Raw genomic sequence first — 16,895 nt, forward strand, 5'->3', positions numbered from 1 at the left:
GCGGGTGGCGGGTGGGGTGGTCAGGTGGGCGTACCGTCGAGTCCGAGTTCTCGGGCGACCTGCCCGAGGGAGCGGTTCTGCTGCTCCTCGTAGAGGTCGAAGGGGTCCAGGACGTCGCGTCCGAGGGCGCCGGAGAGCCATGCACTGTCGTAGGCGGCGCCCTGCTGGTCGTTGTTCCTGGAGCCCTCCTCACTGAGGTTGGACTGGAAGATGCCGGCCGCGGAGCGGGGCAGGAAGTCCTCGTAGACGAGCGGTTCGGCACGGACCCAGCCCTGTTCCAGCAGGTCGTGAAGCCCGGCGGGCGGCCGGCTGCCGTCACGTGGCCGGTCGGGCGCGACGTGATACGTGAAGTGCGCCAGGCCCTGTACGGCGAGCCCCTGCTCGCTGTCGGGAAGTTCCTCCGCCCACAGGGCGCGGGCGAGTTCGGCCCGGTCGGTCCCGGGGTGGCGGGCCGCCTGCTCGTCGACGCGGGCGAGCAGCCGGTCGTAGCGGGCCCGGCCCTCGCGGCTGAGGGCGATACCGCGGGCTTCGACCTCACCGAAGCGCACCCGCAGGGCTCCGCTGATCACGCTGCCGTCCGGGGTGCGCAGGGCGCGGGGCTCGGCGAGGGCCCGGAAGGAGGTCTGGCGCAGCAGGACGTCGGGGCCCTTCCAACGAGGCGGCCCCTGAATGGTGTCGATCATCTCGATGCCGCGCTCGGTCATCCGCCGGTAGAGCTCGTCGATGTCCAGGACGCGGGGGGTGAGGTGGTTGATATGGGTGCTGCGCACTCCCCCGATGTCCGCGGCGACGGCGGAGACCCGTTCCAGGGTCGTGTACCACGCCTGGTCGACCGGCTCGGGGGACAGTTCGAAGGCCTGCACGGCGAGTTGGAGGAACCGTTCGGCGTCCGCTTCGGGCAGTTCCCCGGCGCTTTCCGCGCGGTCGGCGAGGGCAAGCAGTTCCGGGGGGAAGAGCTGACGGTCGGCGAGGAAGTTTTCCAGGCGGGCGCGCAGGTCGGGGTCGAAGAACCTGGGGTCTGCGGGGGTGAGCAGGGAGGTGAAGACGCGGAACGGGTTACGGGCCAGTTCCTCGCCGTCGACGGGGCGGAACGCGGTGGACACGACGGGGACCGCGCTGGCGGCGGCCTCCCGCAGATCGTAGAAGCCGACCGGGTGCATCCCCAGGGCGCCGAAGATGCGGGCGACCTGGCGGAGTTCCTCGGGGGTGCCGACGCGGATGGCGCCGTGCCGTTCCGCGGTCACCCGGCCGATGGATCCCAGGCGCTCGGCGTCGGCGCCCTGCGCACCCAGCACATCCTCGTTGACCTCGCGTGAGACATCCACGAGCGTGGTGTAGGCGGGCACCTCCCGCCCGTACATGTCCGAGAGCCGCTGGGCGAATGCGGCGCGCAGTTGCCACTGGCTGATCATCGGCAGGTCATCCTTCCGTCGGGGGGATTCACACCACATGGATTTCGGGGCGGGTCTCGGCACCGGCCGTGAAGCGGTCGGCGCTGAAGGGGGTGACATCGACGAACGGTGTGCGCTCCAGGTGGAGGTCGCGCATGATCTCGCCGACCGCCGGGGCCTGCAGAAAGCCATGGCCGGAAAACCCGGTGGCGTACAGGAAGTTGTGCGGCGCGCCGGCCCGTCCGATCAGTGCGTTGTGGTCCGGGGTGACCTCGTACAGCCCGGCCCAGCCGCCGGTGGTCTCCATGTCGGCGAGGGCGGGGGCCCTGCGCCGTGCGGCGGCGCGGAACAGTTCGAGCCAGTCGGGTGTCCAGGTGGTGTCGAAGCCGTCGGCCTGCTCGGGGTCGGCGAGGCCGAACAGCAGTCCGTCGTCGCTGTTGTGGAAGTAGGCCGACGAGTCGAAGTCGATGGTGAAGGGGAGGCGCGGGGCGGGCGGCGCGATTGGCGCGGTGAAGGCGAGCTGGCGGCGCACCGGGCGCACCGGGAGGTGGACGCCCGCCATCTCGCCGAGCCGCGCGGACCAGGCGCCCGCGGCGCAGATGACCGTGGAACAGGAGATCCGGCCGTGATCGGTGTGGACGGCGGTGACCCGGTCACCGGTGGTGTCGAGGCCCGTGACGGTGGTGTGGGGGGCGAATGCGACGCCGGCCCGGGCGGCGGCGCGTGCATAGCCCTGGACCGCGAGTCCGGGCCGGGCGTGGCCGTCGGTCGGGGAGTAGGCGGCGGCCACCAGCCCGTCGGTGCTGAGGTAGGGGCACAGCTGGTGTGCCTCGCGGGGGCGGATCATGCGGCTGGGGACGCCGAGGCTGTTCTGGATCCGGACGGCGGTCTCGAAATCGGCGGCCTGCCGGTCGCTGGTGAGAAGGAAGAGATAGCCGACGCTGTCCAGCCGGATGTCGGCGCCGGGACGCTGTCCGAAGTCCTGCCAGGCGCGCAGACTCCTGCTGCCCAGTGCGATGTTGAGCGGGTCGGAGAACTGCGCCCGCACCCCGCCGATCGGCTTGCCCGAGCTGCCGCTCCCCAGCTCGCCCCGCTCGATGACGACGATGTTGTGCACCCCGGCCTCGGCCAGATGGAACGCGATGCTGGTGCCCATCACACCGCCGCCGACGATCACGACGTCTGCGGTCGGCGGCACGGTACGGGAGATGGATGACATGGACAAGAGGCCGATCCCTTCCGGAGGCCCCAGCCGGCGCCGGGGGCAACCGTCCGGCGCGTGGCGAGGGCTGTCAGTGCATGGCGAGAAGAGCTGATCAGCTAGCTGCCCGCCATCGTGCAGCACCCCAACCGTTGACGTCTACGAACAGTTACTGCGTCCGATCTATTACGATCTCTATATGGACTGGACGAGTGCGCAGCTACGGTCCCTGGTGGAGCTGACCAGGCGCGGAACGATCACCGCGGCGGCACAGGCCCTTGGATACACGCCCGGTGGCGTCTCTCAGCAGATCGCCGCGCTGGAGAAGGCCGCGGGCATGGAGCTGCTGCGGCGGGTCGGGCGGCGGGTGGAGCTGACCGACGCCGGCCGGACGCTGGCGCGGCACGCCGAGCGGATCCTGTCCACGGAGGCGGAGGCCGTCGAGGCGCTGGAGCGCACCCGGCACGAGATCTCCGGGGTGCTGCAGGTAGGGCTGTTCGCCACGGCGGCCGCCGAGATCCTGCCGCCGGCACTGCAGGAGGTACGTCGGGTCCATCCCGGGCTGACGGTGCACAGCCGCGACATGGATGTGGACGAGGTGCACGACGCGGTGGCGACCGGAGCGGTGGACCTGGCGCTCGGCCTGGACTACCCGGACGTGCCCATTCCGCGCGAGTCCGCCCTGCAGGTGCGGCAGCTGTACCGCGAGCGCTTCTCGCTGGCGGTACCCGCCGGGTCGATGGCCGGACGCGAGGTGGTCGGCCTGGCGGAGACCCAGGATCTGGGGTGGATCCTGCCGTCGGCCGACAGCTACTACGGCCGCGCGGTGCGCACCGCCTGCCGGCGAGCGGGCATCGAACCCCGTGTCCGGCACGAGGTGACCGATACCGCGGCCACGCTGGCGCTCGTCGAGGCGGGTATCGGGGTGAGCACCGTGACGGATCTGATGCTCGGCCTGCGCGCGTCACGCCTCGATGTCGTACGGCTGCGGGAGACGGTCGAGCGGCACATCGTGGTGATGTTCCGTTCCTCCGTCGAGCACCGGCCGACGGTGGCGGCGCTGGTCGACGTCCTGCGGGCGGTGTCCGGGGCGCGGCGCGGCACCCATGACCGCCATGATCCGTAGGACGGGCCCCGGCCGCTGCCCGGACGCACCGCGCCACGCCGTGCCGCCAACAGGCGTGGCCCCTGGACGAGTTGCCCTTCCCCGGAACAAGGTGCCGTGTGCACAAGAATCCGGTCTTCTCGCCCTGCGGCGCCCTTCCATCAGTTCCGCTTGCCCTCAGCCACGCAAGTTGTCGCGCTGGGGTCCCTTTTGCCGGGGAGGATCGTGAGTGATGGTTTCAGGCCAGTGGTGACCCACGCCACGACGGTGGCCCGTCGTGCCGCCGTTGCCTGACAGGGAGCGAGCGATGTCCCCCCATCACACCCCGAATTCTCCCCTTCGCGCGTTGCTGGGAAGAGGTCCCCAGGGAATCTTCAGGCGAACGCTTCCCCATGAACAGCCGACCGGTGAGCGCATGGTGCGCACGCTCGGCCTCACCCAGCTGACCATGATCGGCATCGGCGCCATCATCGGGGCCGGCATCTTCAGCCTGGCCGCGGCCGTCGCCCGGGACGTGGCCGGCCCCGCCGTCCTCATCTCGTTCCTCGTGGCCGGAGCCGCCTCGCTCTGTGCGGCCTTCGCCTACGCGGAGTTCGCCGGCATGGTGCCGAAGGCCGGCTCGTCCTACACCTACTGCGCCGCGGTCCTCGGGGAGATCGTGGGCTGGATCGTCGGCTGGGACCTGCTCCTGGAGTACACCGCCATCGTGGCCGTCGTGGCGATCGGGATGTCGGGCTATCTGGGATTTCTGCTGCAGGCCGTCGGCATCCATCTGCCGGCCTGGGCCCTGGGCGCCCCCGGCACCGGCACCGGCCACCGGGTCGACCTGCTCGCGATGGCGATCTGTCTCGGCGTGGCCTGGCTGCTCAACCGCGGCACCCGCACCTCGGCACGGGTGGAGACGGTGCTGACCATCATCAAGATCGCCATCGTGCTGCTGGTGATCGTGGTGGGCTTCACCAAGGTCAACACCGGCAATCTGCATCCCTTCGCGCCGTTCGGCTTCGGCGGGGCCTTCACCGGGGCGGCCACGGTCTTCTTCGCCGTGTTCGGCTATGACGCGCTGAGCACGGCCGCGGAGGAGTCGGTGGAGGCACGGCGCAAGCTGCCGAAGGCGATGATGCTGTCGCTGGCGGTCTCCATGGTGCTGTACGTGCTGGTCTGCATCGTGCTCACCGGGATGCAGCACTACAGCAAGCTCAATCCGAACAGCGGCATTTCCAGCGCGTTCCAGAGCGTGGGGCTGAACGGGCTGGCCAATGTGATCGCCGTCGGCGCGGTCATCGGCATCGTCACCGTGACCTTCTCCTTCATGATGGGCGCCTCCCGCCTGTGGTACGCGCTCAGCCGCGACGGGCTGATGCCGGCGTGGTTCGGCGCCATCCACCCCCAGCGCAAGGTTCCGCACCGCGCCACCTGGCTGATCGGCGCCGTGTCCGCCGTGCTGGCGGGTCTGCTGCCGATCAACGCGGTCGCCGAACTCACCAATATCGGAGTGCTGCTGGCGTTCGTGGTGGTCTCCGCTTCCGTGCTGCTCCTGCGCTACCGGAAGCCGGACCTCAAGCGCGGATTCCGGTGCCCGGGAATGCCGGTGGTGCCCGTCCTCGGGATGGCCTTCTCCATCTGGCTGATGTCGTTCCTGCAGTGGGAGACCTGGGTGCGGCTCGGCGGCTGGCTGGTCGTCGGCCTGGTCATCTACGCCACCTACGGCTACCGCCGCACCCGCAAGGTCATGCCGGGAGGCTCGGTGGATCTCGACGCCCTTGACCACATGTCCGAGTCCGACGAACCCGAGCCCGCACCGGTCCGGTGACGGGCGGTCAGCCGCCCGCGCCGGTGCTCCGCCGCTCCCCCGCACCGGGAGCGGCGGAGCCCCTCGCCCGGACGGTCACTCGGCCTGCGCGGGGTGCAGATAGGGCTCGCCGTCGGGTACCGCGCGCCGCAGACAGCTGAGCACGGCGGGGAGCAGCGGGTTGCTGTTCTCGCTGCGGTGCAGCGCCATCACCTTGCGGTGTGCGGAGCGCTGGGTGACCCTGGTCGCTTCAATCCCTTCGCCGGGCACATGGCCGAGCGCCGGGACCACGGCCACCCCGAGCCCGGCGGACACCAGCTCCCGCACCACGTTGTAGTTGTTGCTGCGGAAGGCGACAGCGGCGTCGAACCCCGCGGCGGCACAGAGGCGGACGAACGACCGGGCCCCGGCGGTGTCCTCCCGACTGGTGATCCAGCGGGCCCCGGACAGCTGGGGCAACTGCGCACTCAGCTCGCTGTCGCGGGCCCTGAGCAGGACCAGGTCCTCACGCAGCAGCTGATGGCGGGTCAGGCCGTCGGGCCACTGGCGGGGGCTGAGCCCGTACTCGAAGACGAGCGCGACATCGAGATCGCCGTGGCTGAGCGCGGAGATGAGCTCTTCGGGCTCGCCCTCCTCCAGCTGGATCCGTGCCCGCGGATGGCTTTCGACGAGCGCGGACAGGGCGGAGGGCACCAGCCGCACGTCGGCCGTGGGAAAGCTGCCCAGCCGCAGTCGGCCGGTGGCGCCGGTGGCCAGCTCCTGCACCTGGTGGTCCAGGTCGTCCATGGCCGCCAGCACACGGGTGCTGAGATCGACCAGGCGGTGGGCCGCGGCCGTGGGGCGGATCCCGTGCGCCTCCCGCTCGAACAGCACTAGCCCGGTCTCCTTCTCCAGAGCGGAGATCTGCTGGGAGATGGCGGACGCGGTGTAACCGAGGTCGCGAGCCGCGAGGGCGAACGATGCGCTGCGGACGACGGCCTTCAGTGTGAGCAGATGCAGTGGCTTCAGCAACACGGGCTCCCAAGGACGCGGGAAGGCGAGCATAAACATCTGCCGCCCTCGAAGGCGAGCCTAAGGATCTGTTGCTCTCAAGCATGAATTCTTTCGTCCTGCTGGCCCTTGTCCCTCGCCCCCGGCGGCCCACATCGTGGACGGGACCAGGCGGAACATGACCGGTGAGCACGAAGGAGCGAGCACGGTGACCACGACAGCGCAGGGCCTCGGCGGCCTCGACGCGGCAGCTGTGGCCGAAGCCCTCGACCGCGGGGACTGCGGCAAGGTCGCCGGCGATGCCGGGCACCGGGCACAGTACGCGTCCGATGCCTCCAACTACCGCCGGATCCCGCTCGCCGTGGTCTTCCCCCGCGAGCGGCAGCACGTCCTCAACACACTCCGTGTGTGCCGTCGCCTGGGGGTGCCGGTCACCGCACGCGGCGCGGGCACCAGCACCTCAGGGCAGGCCGTCGGGCCGGGCGTGGTGCTCGACTTCTCCCGCTTCTTCCACCGGCTGACCGCGCTCGACGCGCACACCCGGACCGCGACCGTGCAGCCCGGCATCGTGCTGGACGCACTGCAGAAAGCTGCCGCCGAGCACGGCCTGCTGTTCGGCGCCGACCCCTCCACGCACAGCCGCTGCACCCTCGGCGGCATGATCGGCAACAACGCCTGCGGTTCGCACTCGCTCGCCTGGGGACGCACCGCGGACAACATCGTGGAACTCGAAGTGGCCACCTACCGCGGCACGGTGGTCCGGCTCGGCGAGATGACCCGTGAGGAGATCGACGCGGCCATTGCCGCGGGAGACGACCGCGGAGAGCTGATCGCCTCCCTGTACGGCCTCGCCCAGCGCAATCTGGCGACGCTGCGCACCGAGCTGGGGCAGTTTCCGCGGCAGGTGTCGGGCTATGCGCTGGAACAGCTACTGCCCGAGCGGCGCTTCAACCTCGCCAGAGCCCTGGTCGGCAGCGAGGGCACACTGGCCGTCGTCCTCTCGGCGACCGTCCGCCTGCTGACGCCTCCCCCCGCACGGGCCCTGGTCGTCCTCGGCTTCTCGGACGCCGGCGCCGCGGCCGATGCGGTCCCCGTGCTGCTCCGGCACGAGCCGCTGGCCCTGGAGGGACTCGATCGCGCGCTGACCGACATCGTCACCCGGCCCGGGACCAGGGCCGCCATCGACACCCTGCCGACCGCACAGGCCTGGCTGTTCGCGGAACTCGGCGGTCCGGCGGACACGCTGTCCCAGGAGGCCGAGGCGCTGGCCGAGAGCGCGCACCGGGCCGCCGGCTGCACCGGCAGTGAGGTCATCACCGATCCCGTGCGCGCCCGTGAGCTGTGGCGGATCCGCGAGGACGGCGCGGGCCTGGCCACCCGCCTGCCCGACGGCTCCGAAGCCTGGCCCGGATGGGAGGACGCGGCCGTCCCGCCCGACCAACTGGGCTCCTATCTACGCCAGTTCACCGCTCTGCTGCACCGCTATGAGCTGCAGGGCGCCGTCTACGGGCACTTCGGCGAAGGCTGTCTGCACGTCCGGATCAACTTCGACTTCACCACCGAGCAGGGCACCGCCGTCTTCCGCGCCTTCCTCTCCGACGCCGCCCGGCTGGTCGCCGCACACGGTGGCTCGCTGTCCGGCGAGCACGGCGACGGCCAGGCCCGCTCCGCGCTGCTGCCCCTGATGTACGGACCCGACGTCCTCGCCCTGTTCGAGGAATTCAAGAACATCTGGGACCCCGACAACGGCCTCAATCCGGGCATGATCGTGCAGCCGCTGCCCGTCGACGGCAATCTGCGGGTCAGCCCGCACCGCACCCCCCTGCCGCTGGCCACCGTCTTCCCCTTCCACGCCGATGACGGCGACTTCGCCAAGGCCACCCGCCGTTGCGTCGGCGTCGGCAAGTGCCGCTCCGCCGAGCATCGCGGTGATGTGATGTGCCCCAGCTACCGGGTCACCCTGGACGAGAAGGACTCCACCCGCGGCCGCGCCCGTCTTCTGTACGAGATGACCCAGGGAGAGGTGATCACCGACGGCTGGCGTTCCACCGAGGTCCGCGACGCCCTCGATCTGTGCCTGTCGTGCAAGGGATGCAGCGCCGACTGCCCCGTCGGGGTGGACATGGCCACCTACAAGTCGGAGTTCCTCCACCACCACTACAAGGGACGCCTGCGCCCCGCGTCGCACTACACCATGGGCTGGCTGCCACTGCTGTCACGGCTGGCCGCCCGGATCCCCGGTCCGGTCAACGCGCTCACCTCCTCCCGCCTGGCCCCCGCCGTCAAACGGCTCGGCGGCATCGCCGCGGAGCGGGACCTCCCACGCTTCGCCCATCAGACCTTCCTGGCCTGGTTCCGCCGCCGCACTCCCCGGGGCGACGGCCGGCGCGGACCGGTCCTGCTGTGGGTCGATTCGTTCAACAACCACTTCAGCCCCGATGTCCTCAAAGCCGGCGTGGCCGTGCTGGAGCACGCCGGATTCCGGGTGCAGGTCCCCGAGGGCACACAGTGCTGCGGGCTCACCTGGATCACCACCGGCCAGCTCGGCATCGCCCGCCGTATCGCCCGGCGGACCGTCGCCGCGCTGGCTCCCGCGGTCCATGCCGGCACACCCGTCGTCGGACTGGAGCCGAGCTGCACCGCGGCCCTCAAGAGCGACCTCCCCGAACTCCTCGACGGCAACGCGGACGCCCGCGCCCTCGCCCGGACCACCCGCACCCTCGCCGAACTCCTCGTCCACCACACGCCCGGCTGGCAGCCCCCGCGGATCGAGGCCCGCTCGATCAGCCAGACCCACTGCCACCAGCACGCCACCTCCGGCTTCAGCGCCGACGCAGCGCTGCTGGCCCGCATGGGAGTCGACAACACCACGCTCGATTCGGGCTGTTGCGGCCTCGCCGGCAATTTCGGTTTCGAACGCGGCCACTACGACGTCTCGGTCGCCGCGGGCGAACAGGTACTGCTCCCCGCGGTGCGCTCGGCCGCAGCCGGCACACAGATCCTGGCCGACGGCTTCAGCTGCCGCACCCAGATCGCCCAGCAGACCCGTCGCGGCGGCACCCATCTCGCCGAGCTGATCGCCCAGGCGCTGCCCCCGGCCGACACCTCCGCCCGACCCGCGCTCCCGTCCCTTCCTACCGACAAGGAACACACCCGTGACTGATGCACTCTCTCTCGTCGACGAGTGGGGCCCCGAGAAGATCGTCGTCGTCTCGCACCGGCGCACCGGCATGAAGGGCGTCCTGGTGATCGACAACACCGCTCGCGGCATCGGCAAGGGCGGCACCCGCATGAGCCCCGGCGTGACCGTCGACGAGGTGTCCCGGCTGGCCCGTGTCATGACGTGGAAGTGGGCCGCCGTCGACCTCTTCTACGGCGGAGCGAAGGCCGGCATCGTCGCGGACCCGGCCTCCCGCGACAAGGAGGCGGTGCTGCGTGCCTTCGCCCGCGCACTGTCCAACGAGGTGCCCCGCGAGTATGTGATGGGGCTCGACATGGGCCTGACCGAAGATGACGCGGCCATCATCCAGGACGAGCTGGGCGACCGCGGCGCCGCCGTCGGCACCCCCGAGCATCTCGGCGGCGTGGCCTACGACAAGCTCGGTGTCACCGGCTACGGCGTTGCCGAGGCCGCCGACGCCGCGGCACGGCACCAGGGGCTGCCGATGGCCGGCTCCCGGGTCGCCCTCCAGGGCTTCGGCGCGGTCGGCAGCGCGGCGGCCCGCCGCTTCGCCGAACTCGGTGCCACCGTCGTGGCGGTGTCCACCGCCCACGGGGCGCTGTACGACCCCAGCGGTCTCGACGTCGACGCTCTTCTGGCGGCGCGCGAGGAGCACGGCGACCGCTTCGTCACCCGCCACTCCCCCGGCACCCGGCTCGCTCCGGGCGGCGAACTCACCGTGGACTGCGACATCTTGGTGCCCGCCGCTCTGCAGGACGTCATCGACCGCACCACCGCGCCCGACATCAAGGCGAAGCTCGTTGTGGAGGGCGCCAATCTGCCCACCTCAGCGGAAGCCCGGAGCATCCTCGCGGAGCGTGGCATCACGCTGCTCCCCGACTTCGTGGCGAACGCCGGCGGCGTCGTCGCGGCCGCCTTCGCGATGGACGCCCGCTACTCCGGCTTCCGGCCCGACACGTCCACCATTGTCGAGACGGTCTCGACGCGGCTGCGCGCCAACACCATGACCGTCCTGGACGCGGCCCGGCTGCAGCACATCACCCCGCACGCCGCCGGCCGGCGCCTGGCCGAGGAACGCGTCCGAACAGCCATGCACAGCAAGGGGCGCATCCCACGCGGCTGATACGGCCCGGCGGATCGGGCCCGGCGTACCTCTACGGGCACGACTCCTCGCTCTTGACGACGGTGAGCGTGACCCTCCGGCCCTGCAGAGGGGTGCCCGCCGCCGGACTCTGCGCACAGACCTTCCAGCCCGCCGGCCAGAGCACATGGCGGCCGGCGCCGCGCCCGTCCTTGAGCTGGACGGAGGTGTCGTAATGGAGAGCCTCGTAGGCGGAGACCAGCCGATGGCCCGCCACCTGCGGCATCTTCTCGGGGCCGTCGGCATGAGCCGAAGCAGCCGGCACCAGGCAGCAGAGGGAGAGGACCGAGGCAGTGACGATTCTGTTCACCACCGGAGAACGATCACCGCGCGCAACGGTCACCTCGGGAGCTCACTGTCCCGGGTCCAGGATCATCAGATTCTGAGGATGCGGGAAGGGTACGAAGCCGGCCTTGGCGTAGACCTCGTGAGCATCGAGGGTGGACAGCAGCACCCGCTTCAGCCGGTAGGGGGCGAGGTGATCGCGGATCGCCCCGGCCAGCCAGGTGCCGAGGCCTCTGCCGCGGTGCGCGGGAGCGACATAGACATCGCAGAGCCAGGCGAACGTCGACAGGTCGGTGACCACACGCGCATACGCAGCCTGGGCGCCATGGACGTCGTAGAGACCGAAATTCAGAGATGCACGCACGGACTGCTCAACCGTTTCGCGACTGCGTCCCAGCGCCCAGAACGCATCGGTCGAAAGCCAGTGATGAATCAAGTCGATGTCGAGACGGTCCGGATCGAGGGCGATCTCGTATCCGTCCTCCCTTCGCGCAATCATGATCGTGCATGGTAGTACGAGGCATCTCTTCCATGGACGGAGAGGTCACAAGAGCTCCCCGGGCCGGGGAACCCTCCCTCAACGCCACGCACCGAGAGCCAGTTGGGAATCATCACCATGACCCGCATACTGACCCGAAGTGATCTGCAGGCCGTGCTCGATCCCGAGTCCTGCACCGCCGCGTTGCGCGAGGGGTTCCGCCGCGCCGACGCCTCGCCCGTCGCCGGGCAGCGCGTGCGCACGGATCTGCCGTTCCCCGGCACGGCCACGGCTCTGATCCCTGGCCTGTTGCCCGGTATCGACGCGTACACGGTGAAGGTGAACGCCAAATTCCCGGGTGCCCGGCCTGCTCTGCGGGGAGTGATCTGTCTCCACAGCGGCAGGGACGGAGAGGTCCTCGCGCTGATGGATTCCGCCACCGTCACCTCGGTGTGCGGAACGGCGCGGCATCGGAACCACGACCGATCTGCTCTCTTGACCGCCGCCACACCGCCCGTGTGAGGAATGCCGATCGTCACGCGCGTCGACGACGTCCGCGGCGGCCATCGGCTGGATGCGGGTGGCGGGCAGGCGGACGGTGTTGTCGTCGGAGGTCCACGACAGGACGGCCGCTCCGGCCGGCGCTTCATGGCGGCAGGGTGCGGGTCCGTGGTTCGTGGCCACCGGCTCGCGCCGCCCTTGGCGTGACCGAAGCCCACGGCGCTCCGGTGTACGGGGCGCCGCCCGGCGCGAGGGAACGGGCGGCGCCCCGGGCGCTTAGGGGCCGGTCGTCCAGGAGCGGAGCGCCGCGGCCACCTCCTCGACATCGGGGCCGGTCCAGGCGCGGGCGATATAGCCGTCCGGCCGGATCAGCGCGGCGGACAGCCCCGACCACGGCGGTGCCCCGGCAACCTCGACCCGGGCCGAGCGAAGGGGCCCGAAGACGGCGTCCGGGGTGAAGTCGGCGAGGAGGAAGCGGTCGACCGCCAGCCGGCGTTGCACGGTGCCGTCCGACAGTTCCAGGTCGGGCGCGCGGCAGCCGTCCAACGGGTGCCCCGGGGCAGGAGGGGGATAGGACAGGCCGAGGCCGGACAACCAGGCGGTCAGGTCGTCCGCCGTCTCGCCGCCCTTGGCGATCAGCCCGCTCATCAGGTCACGCAGCGCCGCACCCGCCGGGCTGAAGGTGGTCATCAGGGCCGCCTGAGCCAGCGTGTTGCCGGCCAGCTTGACGGCGACCGGGGCGCGCTCGCTCTCGTAGCCGGCCGCTCCCTCGGTGATCACGGTCGGGGCCCAGCCCTGGATCTCGGCCGCCAGCTTCCACGCCAGGTTCGCCGCGTCCTGTAGGCCGACGTTCATCCCCTGGCCGCCTGCGGCCAGATGGACATGTGCCGCGTCGCCGGCCAGGAAGACACGGTTCCTGCGGTACTTCACGGCGTGCCGCGTCGTGTCATTGGCCGTGGACAGCCACAGCGCCTCGCGCAGTCCGTGGTCACTGCCGGTCATCCGGTGCAGGAGGGCGCGCAGTTCGTCGACGGTCAGTGCCCGCGCCTGGCGTGCGCGTACCTGGTCGGGGGTGAGCCCGGTGTCCGCGGCTTCGGTGCCGAACACCCGGTGCCTACCGTCGGGGAGGGGGACGACACTGATCTGACCGCGCCGGTGGTCCCAGTAGTGCGCGACGCCGTCCGGAGGATCGGTCAGGGTGACGTCGGCGACGAATCCCACCATGGACGGCGGGGTCCCCTGGAAGTCGATGCCGGCTTGCCGTCGTACGAGGCTGCGCGCGCCGTCGGCGCCCACCAGGTAACCGGCTTCGCGCACCCGGCCGTTGACGGTCACCCGGACCCCGTCGGCATCCTGGGTGAACCCGGTGACGTCGTCACCGTAATGCACTGGTATTCCGCGGCTGCGGAGGTGGTCCGCCAGCACTCGCTCGGTCGTCGTCTGCGGGACCATCAGCACGAAGGGGTAGGGCGTGTCGAGCTTCGTGTAGTCGAGCATGGCGGGCAGTGCGGCGAAGTGCGCGCTCGGTACGGGGCGCCCCAGCGAGACCAGTACGTCGGAGAGCCGCCGGCCGCCTTCGGTGCGCAGCAGGGTGAGGACCTCCAGGGTCCGGGGGTGCACCGCGGTGGCTTTGGCGTTCTCGCTCTGACCGGCCCTGCGCTCCAGTACCTCCACGGTGACCCCCGCGGCGTCCAGCAGAGCAGCGGTCAGCAGGCCGACCGGCCCGCCTCCCGCAACGATCACCTCGACGCTCATCGACGCCCCCGCCCGGGGCGCAACAGCCAGATACCCGCGGCGAGACCGGCGGTGGAGGCGAGGTGCACCGTGAGCGCCTTTTCGTTGGGTGCCCAGACACCCGTCGTGGGGCCTCCGGACCACATCGCCGCCGCAAAGCCGGCCCCGGCGGCCGCCATCGCGCCCCACAACGACCGGCCGCGCCGCGGCCCGGCGAGAACGCCGATGCCGATGGCCGTCAGGCTTCCCACGGTGATCAGGGCCTCGCGGGCCATGTGGTACTGCACATGGCCCGCGCCGTCCCGCGCCTCGGGCGCCCGATAGGTGTCATCCGTGATGTGGGTGACGGTCTGCCAGACCGACGGCAGGGCCGCCGCCATTCCGGCGACGGTGACGACTTGGCCGAGCTTTTCCCGCGCGGTGCGCGTCATGGCTCCTCCTAATTGCTTAACGTGAAGATAATTAATGTTCGCCTTTCAGTCAACGCGCTGCTAGGATCCGATGTGTGACCACAAGCTCGCCCCGCGACCGCGTCGACGGCATGATCGACGTCATCTCCGCCGCGCACGACCCGGCCGACCTGGAGTCCAAGGCGTTGGTGTATCGCCTGCGGAGGGTGGCGCACCACATGGAGATCGAGCTCAAGCGCGAACTGGCGCGACACGGGATCGAGTTGTGGGAACTGGAGCTACTGGCCTGTCTGCGCAGGGCCGCGCCCCGCCATCGCCTCAGCGCCAAGGACCTGATGGAGCAGATGCAGCTCACCACCGGAGCCGTCACCAACCGCGTCTCCCGCCTCGAAGCCAAAGGGTGGGTCAGCAGAGAACTCGACCCGGAGGACCGCCGCAGCGTTCTCGTCACGCTCACCGAGCGTGGCCTCGACCGCGCGCTGCAGGTCTTCGCCACCAAGACCGAGGCCGAACGCACCTTGCTCGCCGCGTTCACGCACGAGCAGCAGCACGAGCTCAATGCCGCGATGCGCACGTTGCTGATCAGCCTGGAGGGACGTCACCCCTGACCGGGGTGCTCCGCCTCCTCGCCACGGTAGGGCTGGGCGGCGTACGACCCGGCCCGGCGCGCCACGGCCGCCGCCGAACCGGCACGACGAGCACGTAGAGTGACCGCTCCAGCACGGAATCGGGTGCTCCGCAGCACTCGGTCCCACCGGAGAAAGGGACATGCATGCGCGCTCGCCATCTCCCCACGGCTGCCGTTCTGGCGCTCACCACTGCTCTTCTCGCCGCCGCCCCTGCCCCGGCGCGCCCTTCCACCGCGCCGTCCGGCGGCCGGGCCGCCACCCGCCTCGCCGGAAACACCGAGGTCCCCGTCGAGGGCGGCTCGGCCCGCTTCGACGCGCCCCCGACGCTCCTCGCCGCGCTCAAGGCCCGCGGTGTGGCGATCGCGGAGATCGACACCCAGGGCGAGATCAGCCCGCACTACTCCACCGGCAGCGTGCGTCTGGGCATCAAGAGCGGTGTCGTCACCAACAGCGGCGGCAAGGTCGGCGGCGAGCTCCGGTTCACCCGTGCCGGTATCGCGCTGATCAACATCAAGACGAAGAAGGTCGTCAAGGTCACCGGCTTGGTCGGCGACCTCACCCAAGGCACCCTCAACGCCGCCCTGGACCGGGGCCGGAAGGCCACTCTGGGCACCTTCACCCGGCCCCGCACCACGTCATCCGTCGACCCCGAGGCCGCCGTTCTGCGTATGGACACCGGCATCACCGTCACCGCGGCCGCCGCCGCCAGGCTCAACGCAGCCCTCGGCACCAGGTGCTTCACCGGCGGCGGACCGCTGCTGCACGTCCGTATCGACGCCGCCCTCGACCCGTCCGTCGACCTCGCCACCGCCCTCAACCTGGGCCACCGCGCGTCCCGGACCGACGAAGAGGGCAAGGTGGCCGACAGCGCGCGGTGACGAGCGGCACCGGCCATGCTCCAGCTCCATCAGCAGGCGCGTACGACGGAAGGACACCGAGACCTTCGCTCGGGCGCTCAGCGCCTCGCGGAAATCCTCGACCGTCGGTGTGTACGACAACTCCACCCGTGCCACGATCCGTTGTCCCCCCGCTCATCCGCGCTCCCCGCCGAAGCATCCGGACGGAGATACTAGCGCCGCCCTCCGCGCAGGCCGTCGGCCCCTCACGCCGTCACAGCGGCTGGGGATTCCAGGGCAGTGACAGGCCGTCACTGTGACGTCGGGGAACCAGATGGACATGGGCGTGGAAGACCGTCTGCGTCGCCGCCGGACCGACCGCCGCGATGATGTTCAGGTCGCCCGCCAGTTCCGCGCCCAGCTCCGCCGCGCGCTGCATCACCTCGGCGGTCACGGCCGGATCGGTCGTCGCGTCCCGTACATGGCGGCGCGGGACGACCAGGAGATGGCCGGGGGTGACCGGGCGGCGCGGCACGATCGCCACGGCGTCCGGCCAGTCACGGACGAGCTGGGCGGGCGCGGTGCCGGCGGCGATGCGGCAGAAGACGCAGGCCTCCAGTTGCTTGGCGGGTTCGCGGTGGATCAGCGGGCGGGCGATGTCGCGGTGCTCGACCTCGGCGGCGGTGCCGCGTTCGGCGAGCCAGTCGGCGACCGCCCGGGCGACGGCCGGAGCCCGGTGGCGGCCGTACCAGCAGGCGACGTACAGATGCACCGCTTCCTCGGCGGCGGCACGGTGCAGGGCGAGTACCTGACGGCCGGTGCGCTCGACGGTCAGCCGCGCGTCCGGGCCGGACAGGACATAGTCACGGACCGCGGGGTCCAGTCCCGTCAGCGGGACCAGGGACGCGGTGACGGCGGTGTCGGCCGGGTCCCACATCCGGTCACGGACGTCCAGTACGAGTGCGCCGGCGTCATGCCGGGGCGGGGCACCCCAGCGGGCGCCATAGGACGTGATCCGGACCGGGGCGGCGCTAGTGGGCATGACCTCTCCTGCCATGGGGAGATGGGGGACCTTGCGGGGCGGGAGACCGTTCCCGCGTGCCGCCATCGGCATCGCCGTCAGCGGGCTGCGGATTTCCCTGTGCCAGATGTACATGACGTGAGGCGGGCCGGGCCATGGGATCCGCACGCGGCCTCTGCCTGGCGATCGGCCTCGCGCTC

At 71.0% G+C, this 16,895-nt stretch carries 14 protein-coding genes and 2 pseudogenes; 7 read left to right on the top strand and 9 right to left on the bottom strand.

What is annotated here, in order from left to right; translation table 11 throughout:
* Positions 1–20: 20 nt before the first annotated feature.
* Positions 21–1,412, bottom strand: coding sequence for a 2-oxoadipate dioxygenase/decarboxylase family protein (locus ACGFWI_RS06260; RefSeq protein WP_393904744.1), 1,392 nt, complete (start codon positions 1,410–1,412; stop codon positions 21–23).
* Positions 1,413–1,440: 28 nt separating this feature from the next.
* Entirely contained in the window at positions 1,441–2,610 is a 1,170-nt protein-coding gene (locus tag ACGFWI_RS06265) for an NAD(P)/FAD-dependent oxidoreductase (protein ID WP_393904950.1), read from the bottom strand.
* A 181-nt stretch (positions 2,611–2,791) separates the two neighbouring features.
* Between ACGFWI_RS06265 and ACGFWI_RS06270 the strand changes: the two genes are divergently transcribed.
* The gene (locus ACGFWI_RS06270; RefSeq protein ID WP_393904745.1) at positions 2,792–3,718 is read left to right on the top strand and encodes a LysR family transcriptional regulator; all 927 of its coding nucleotides are present in this window, start codon (positions 2,792–2,794) and stop codon (positions 3,716–3,718) included.
* A gap of 394 nt (positions 3,719–4,112) precedes the next feature.
* On the top strand, positions 4,113–5,510 hold the full coding sequence (locus ACGFWI_RS06275) for an amino acid permease (protein ID WP_393904746.1): 1,398 nt from the start codon (positions 4,113–4,115) through the stop codon (positions 5,508–5,510).
* A 75-nt stretch (positions 5,511–5,585) separates the two neighbouring features.
* On the opposite strand, the gene ACGFWI_RS06280 is transcribed toward ACGFWI_RS06275, so the two are convergent.
* A complete protein-coding gene (locus tag ACGFWI_RS06280) occupies positions 5,586–6,503 on the bottom strand; it encodes a LysR family transcriptional regulator (RefSeq protein ID WP_393904747.1) in 918 nt (305 codons plus the stop codon).
* Positions 6,504–6,687: 184 nt separating this feature from the next.
* On the opposite strand from ACGFWI_RS06280, the gene ACGFWI_RS06285 reads away from it, so the two are divergent.
* Both ACGFWI_RS06285 and ACGFWI_RS06290 read left to right on the top strand, forming a co-directional pair.
* Positions 6,688–9,642, top strand: a complete 2,955-nt coding sequence (locus ACGFWI_RS06285) for an FAD-binding and (Fe-S)-binding domain-containing protein (RefSeq protein WP_393904748.1) — start codon at positions 6,688–6,690, stop codon at positions 9,640–9,642.
* Positions 9,635–10,783 (top strand): Glu/Leu/Phe/Val dehydrogenase, encoded by a 1,149-nt coding sequence (locus ACGFWI_RS06290; RefSeq protein ID WP_393904749.1) that lies wholly within the window; start codon positions 9,635–9,637, stop codon positions 10,781–10,783. Before ACGFWI_RS06285 ends, ACGFWI_RS06290 begins: the two co-directional genes overlap by 8 nt.
* Positions 10,784–10,814: 31 nt before the next feature.
* Here ACGFWI_RS06290 and ACGFWI_RS06295 read toward each other — a convergent pair whose 3' ends face one another.
* Both ACGFWI_RS06295 and ACGFWI_RS06300 read right to left on the bottom strand, forming a co-directional pair.
* The gene (locus ACGFWI_RS06295; protein WP_393904750.1) at positions 10,815–11,114 is read right to left on the bottom strand and encodes a PASTA domain-containing protein; all 300 of its coding nucleotides are present in this window, start codon (positions 11,112–11,114) and stop codon (positions 10,815–10,817) included.
* Between the two features lie 39 nt (positions 11,115–11,153).
* Positions 11,154–11,585, bottom strand: coding sequence for a GNAT family N-acetyltransferase (locus ACGFWI_RS06300; RefSeq protein ID WP_393904751.1), 432 nt, complete (start codon positions 11,583–11,585; stop codon positions 11,154–11,156).
* A 117-nt stretch (positions 11,586–11,702) separates the two neighbouring features.
* Between ACGFWI_RS06300 and ACGFWI_RS06305 the strand changes: the two are divergent.
* Positions 11,703–12,014: pseudogene (locus ACGFWI_RS06305) on the top strand (ornithine cyclodeaminase family protein); the annotation flags it as partial.
* Positions 12,015–12,104: 90 nt separating this feature from the next.
* On the opposite strand, the pseudogene ACGFWI_RS06310 reads toward ACGFWI_RS06305, so the two are convergent.
* The 3 genes and pseudogenes from ACGFWI_RS06310 to ACGFWI_RS06320 form a co-directional block, all read right to left on the bottom strand.
* Positions 12,105–12,194 (bottom strand): annotated as a pseudogene (locus ACGFWI_RS06310) (LysR family transcriptional regulator); the annotation flags it as partial.
* 147 nt (positions 12,195–12,341) lie between these two features.
* Positions 12,342–13,820 (bottom strand): FAD-dependent monooxygenase, encoded by a 1,479-nt coding sequence (locus ACGFWI_RS06315; protein WP_393904752.1) that lies wholly within the window; start codon positions 13,818–13,820, stop codon positions 12,342–12,344.
* Positions 13,817–14,230 carry a hypothetical protein gene (locus ACGFWI_RS06320; protein WP_393904753.1) on the bottom strand — a complete coding sequence of 138 codons (414 nt, stop codon included), beginning with the start codon at positions 14,228–14,230 and terminating at the stop codon, positions 13,817–13,819. The genes ACGFWI_RS06315 and ACGFWI_RS06320 overlap by 4 nt, the downstream gene beginning before the upstream one ends.
* Before the next feature lie 74 nt (positions 14,231–14,304).
* Here ACGFWI_RS06320 and ACGFWI_RS06325 point away from each other — a divergent pair, with 74 nt between their 5' ends.
* Both ACGFWI_RS06325 and ACGFWI_RS06330 read left to right on the top strand, forming a co-directional pair.
* Complete coding sequence (locus tag ACGFWI_RS06325; RefSeq protein ID WP_393904754.1) at positions 14,305–14,817, top strand: MarR family winged helix-turn-helix transcriptional regulator; 513 nt, start codon at positions 14,305–14,307, stop codon at positions 14,815–14,817.
* A 164-nt stretch (positions 14,818–14,981) separates the two neighbouring features.
* Positions 14,982–15,716, top strand: coding sequence for a hypothetical protein (locus tag ACGFWI_RS06330; RefSeq protein WP_393904755.1), 735 nt, complete (start codon positions 14,982–14,984; stop codon positions 15,714–15,716).
* Between the two features lie 232 nt (positions 15,717–15,948).
* Here ACGFWI_RS06330 and ACGFWI_RS06335 read toward each other — a convergent pair whose 3' ends face one another.
* Complete coding sequence (locus ACGFWI_RS06335) at positions 15,949–16,716, bottom strand: HIT domain-containing protein (protein WP_393904756.1); 768 nt, start codon at positions 16,714–16,716, stop codon at positions 15,949–15,951.
* Between the last annotated feature and the right edge of the window lie 179 nt (positions 16,717–16,895).

The organism is Streptomyces sp. NPDC048434 (assembly GCF_043200375.1).
Taxonomy (GTDB): domain Bacteria; phylum Actinomycetota; class Actinomycetes; order Streptomycetales; family Streptomycetaceae; genus Streptomyces.

What these genes read in the sequence shown, in the direction of transcription:
- ACGFWI_RS06260 (WP_393904744.1), bottom strand. Translation starts at nt 1,412, where the DNA reads ATGATCAGCCAGTGGCAACTGCGCGCCGCATTCGCCCAGCGGCTCTCG.
- ACGFWI_RS06265 (WP_393904950.1), bottom strand. Translation starts at nt 2,610, where the DNA reads ATGTCATCCATCTCCCGTACCGTGCCGCCGACCGCAGACGTCGTGATC.
- ACGFWI_RS06270 (WP_393904745.1), top strand. Translation starts at nt 2,792, where the DNA reads ATGGACTGGACGAGTGCGCAGCTACGGTCCCTGGTGGAGCTGACCAGG.
- ACGFWI_RS06275 (WP_393904746.1), top strand. Translation starts at nt 4,113, where the DNA reads ATGGTGCGCACGCTCGGCCTCACCCAGCTGACCATGATCGGCATCGGC.
- ACGFWI_RS06300 (WP_393904751.1), bottom strand. Translation starts at nt 11,585, where the DNA reads ATGATTGCGCGAAGGGAGGACGGATACGAGATCGCCCTCGATCCGGAC.
- ACGFWI_RS06315 (WP_393904752.1), bottom strand. Translation starts at nt 13,820, where the DNA reads ATGAGCGTCGAGGTGATCGTTGCGGGAGGCGGGCCGGTCGGCCTGCTG.
- ACGFWI_RS06320 (WP_393904753.1), bottom strand. Translation starts at nt 14,230, where the DNA reads ATGACGCGCACCGCGCGGGAAAAGCTCGGCCAAGTCGTCACCGTCGCC.
- ACGFWI_RS06330 (WP_393904755.1), top strand. Translation starts at nt 14,982, where the DNA reads ATGCGCGCTCGCCATCTCCCCACGGCTGCCGTTCTGGCGCTCACCACT.
- ACGFWI_RS06335 (WP_393904756.1), bottom strand. Translation starts at nt 16,716, where the DNA reads ATGCCCACTAGCGCCGCCCCGGTCCGGATCACGTCCTATGGCGCCCGC.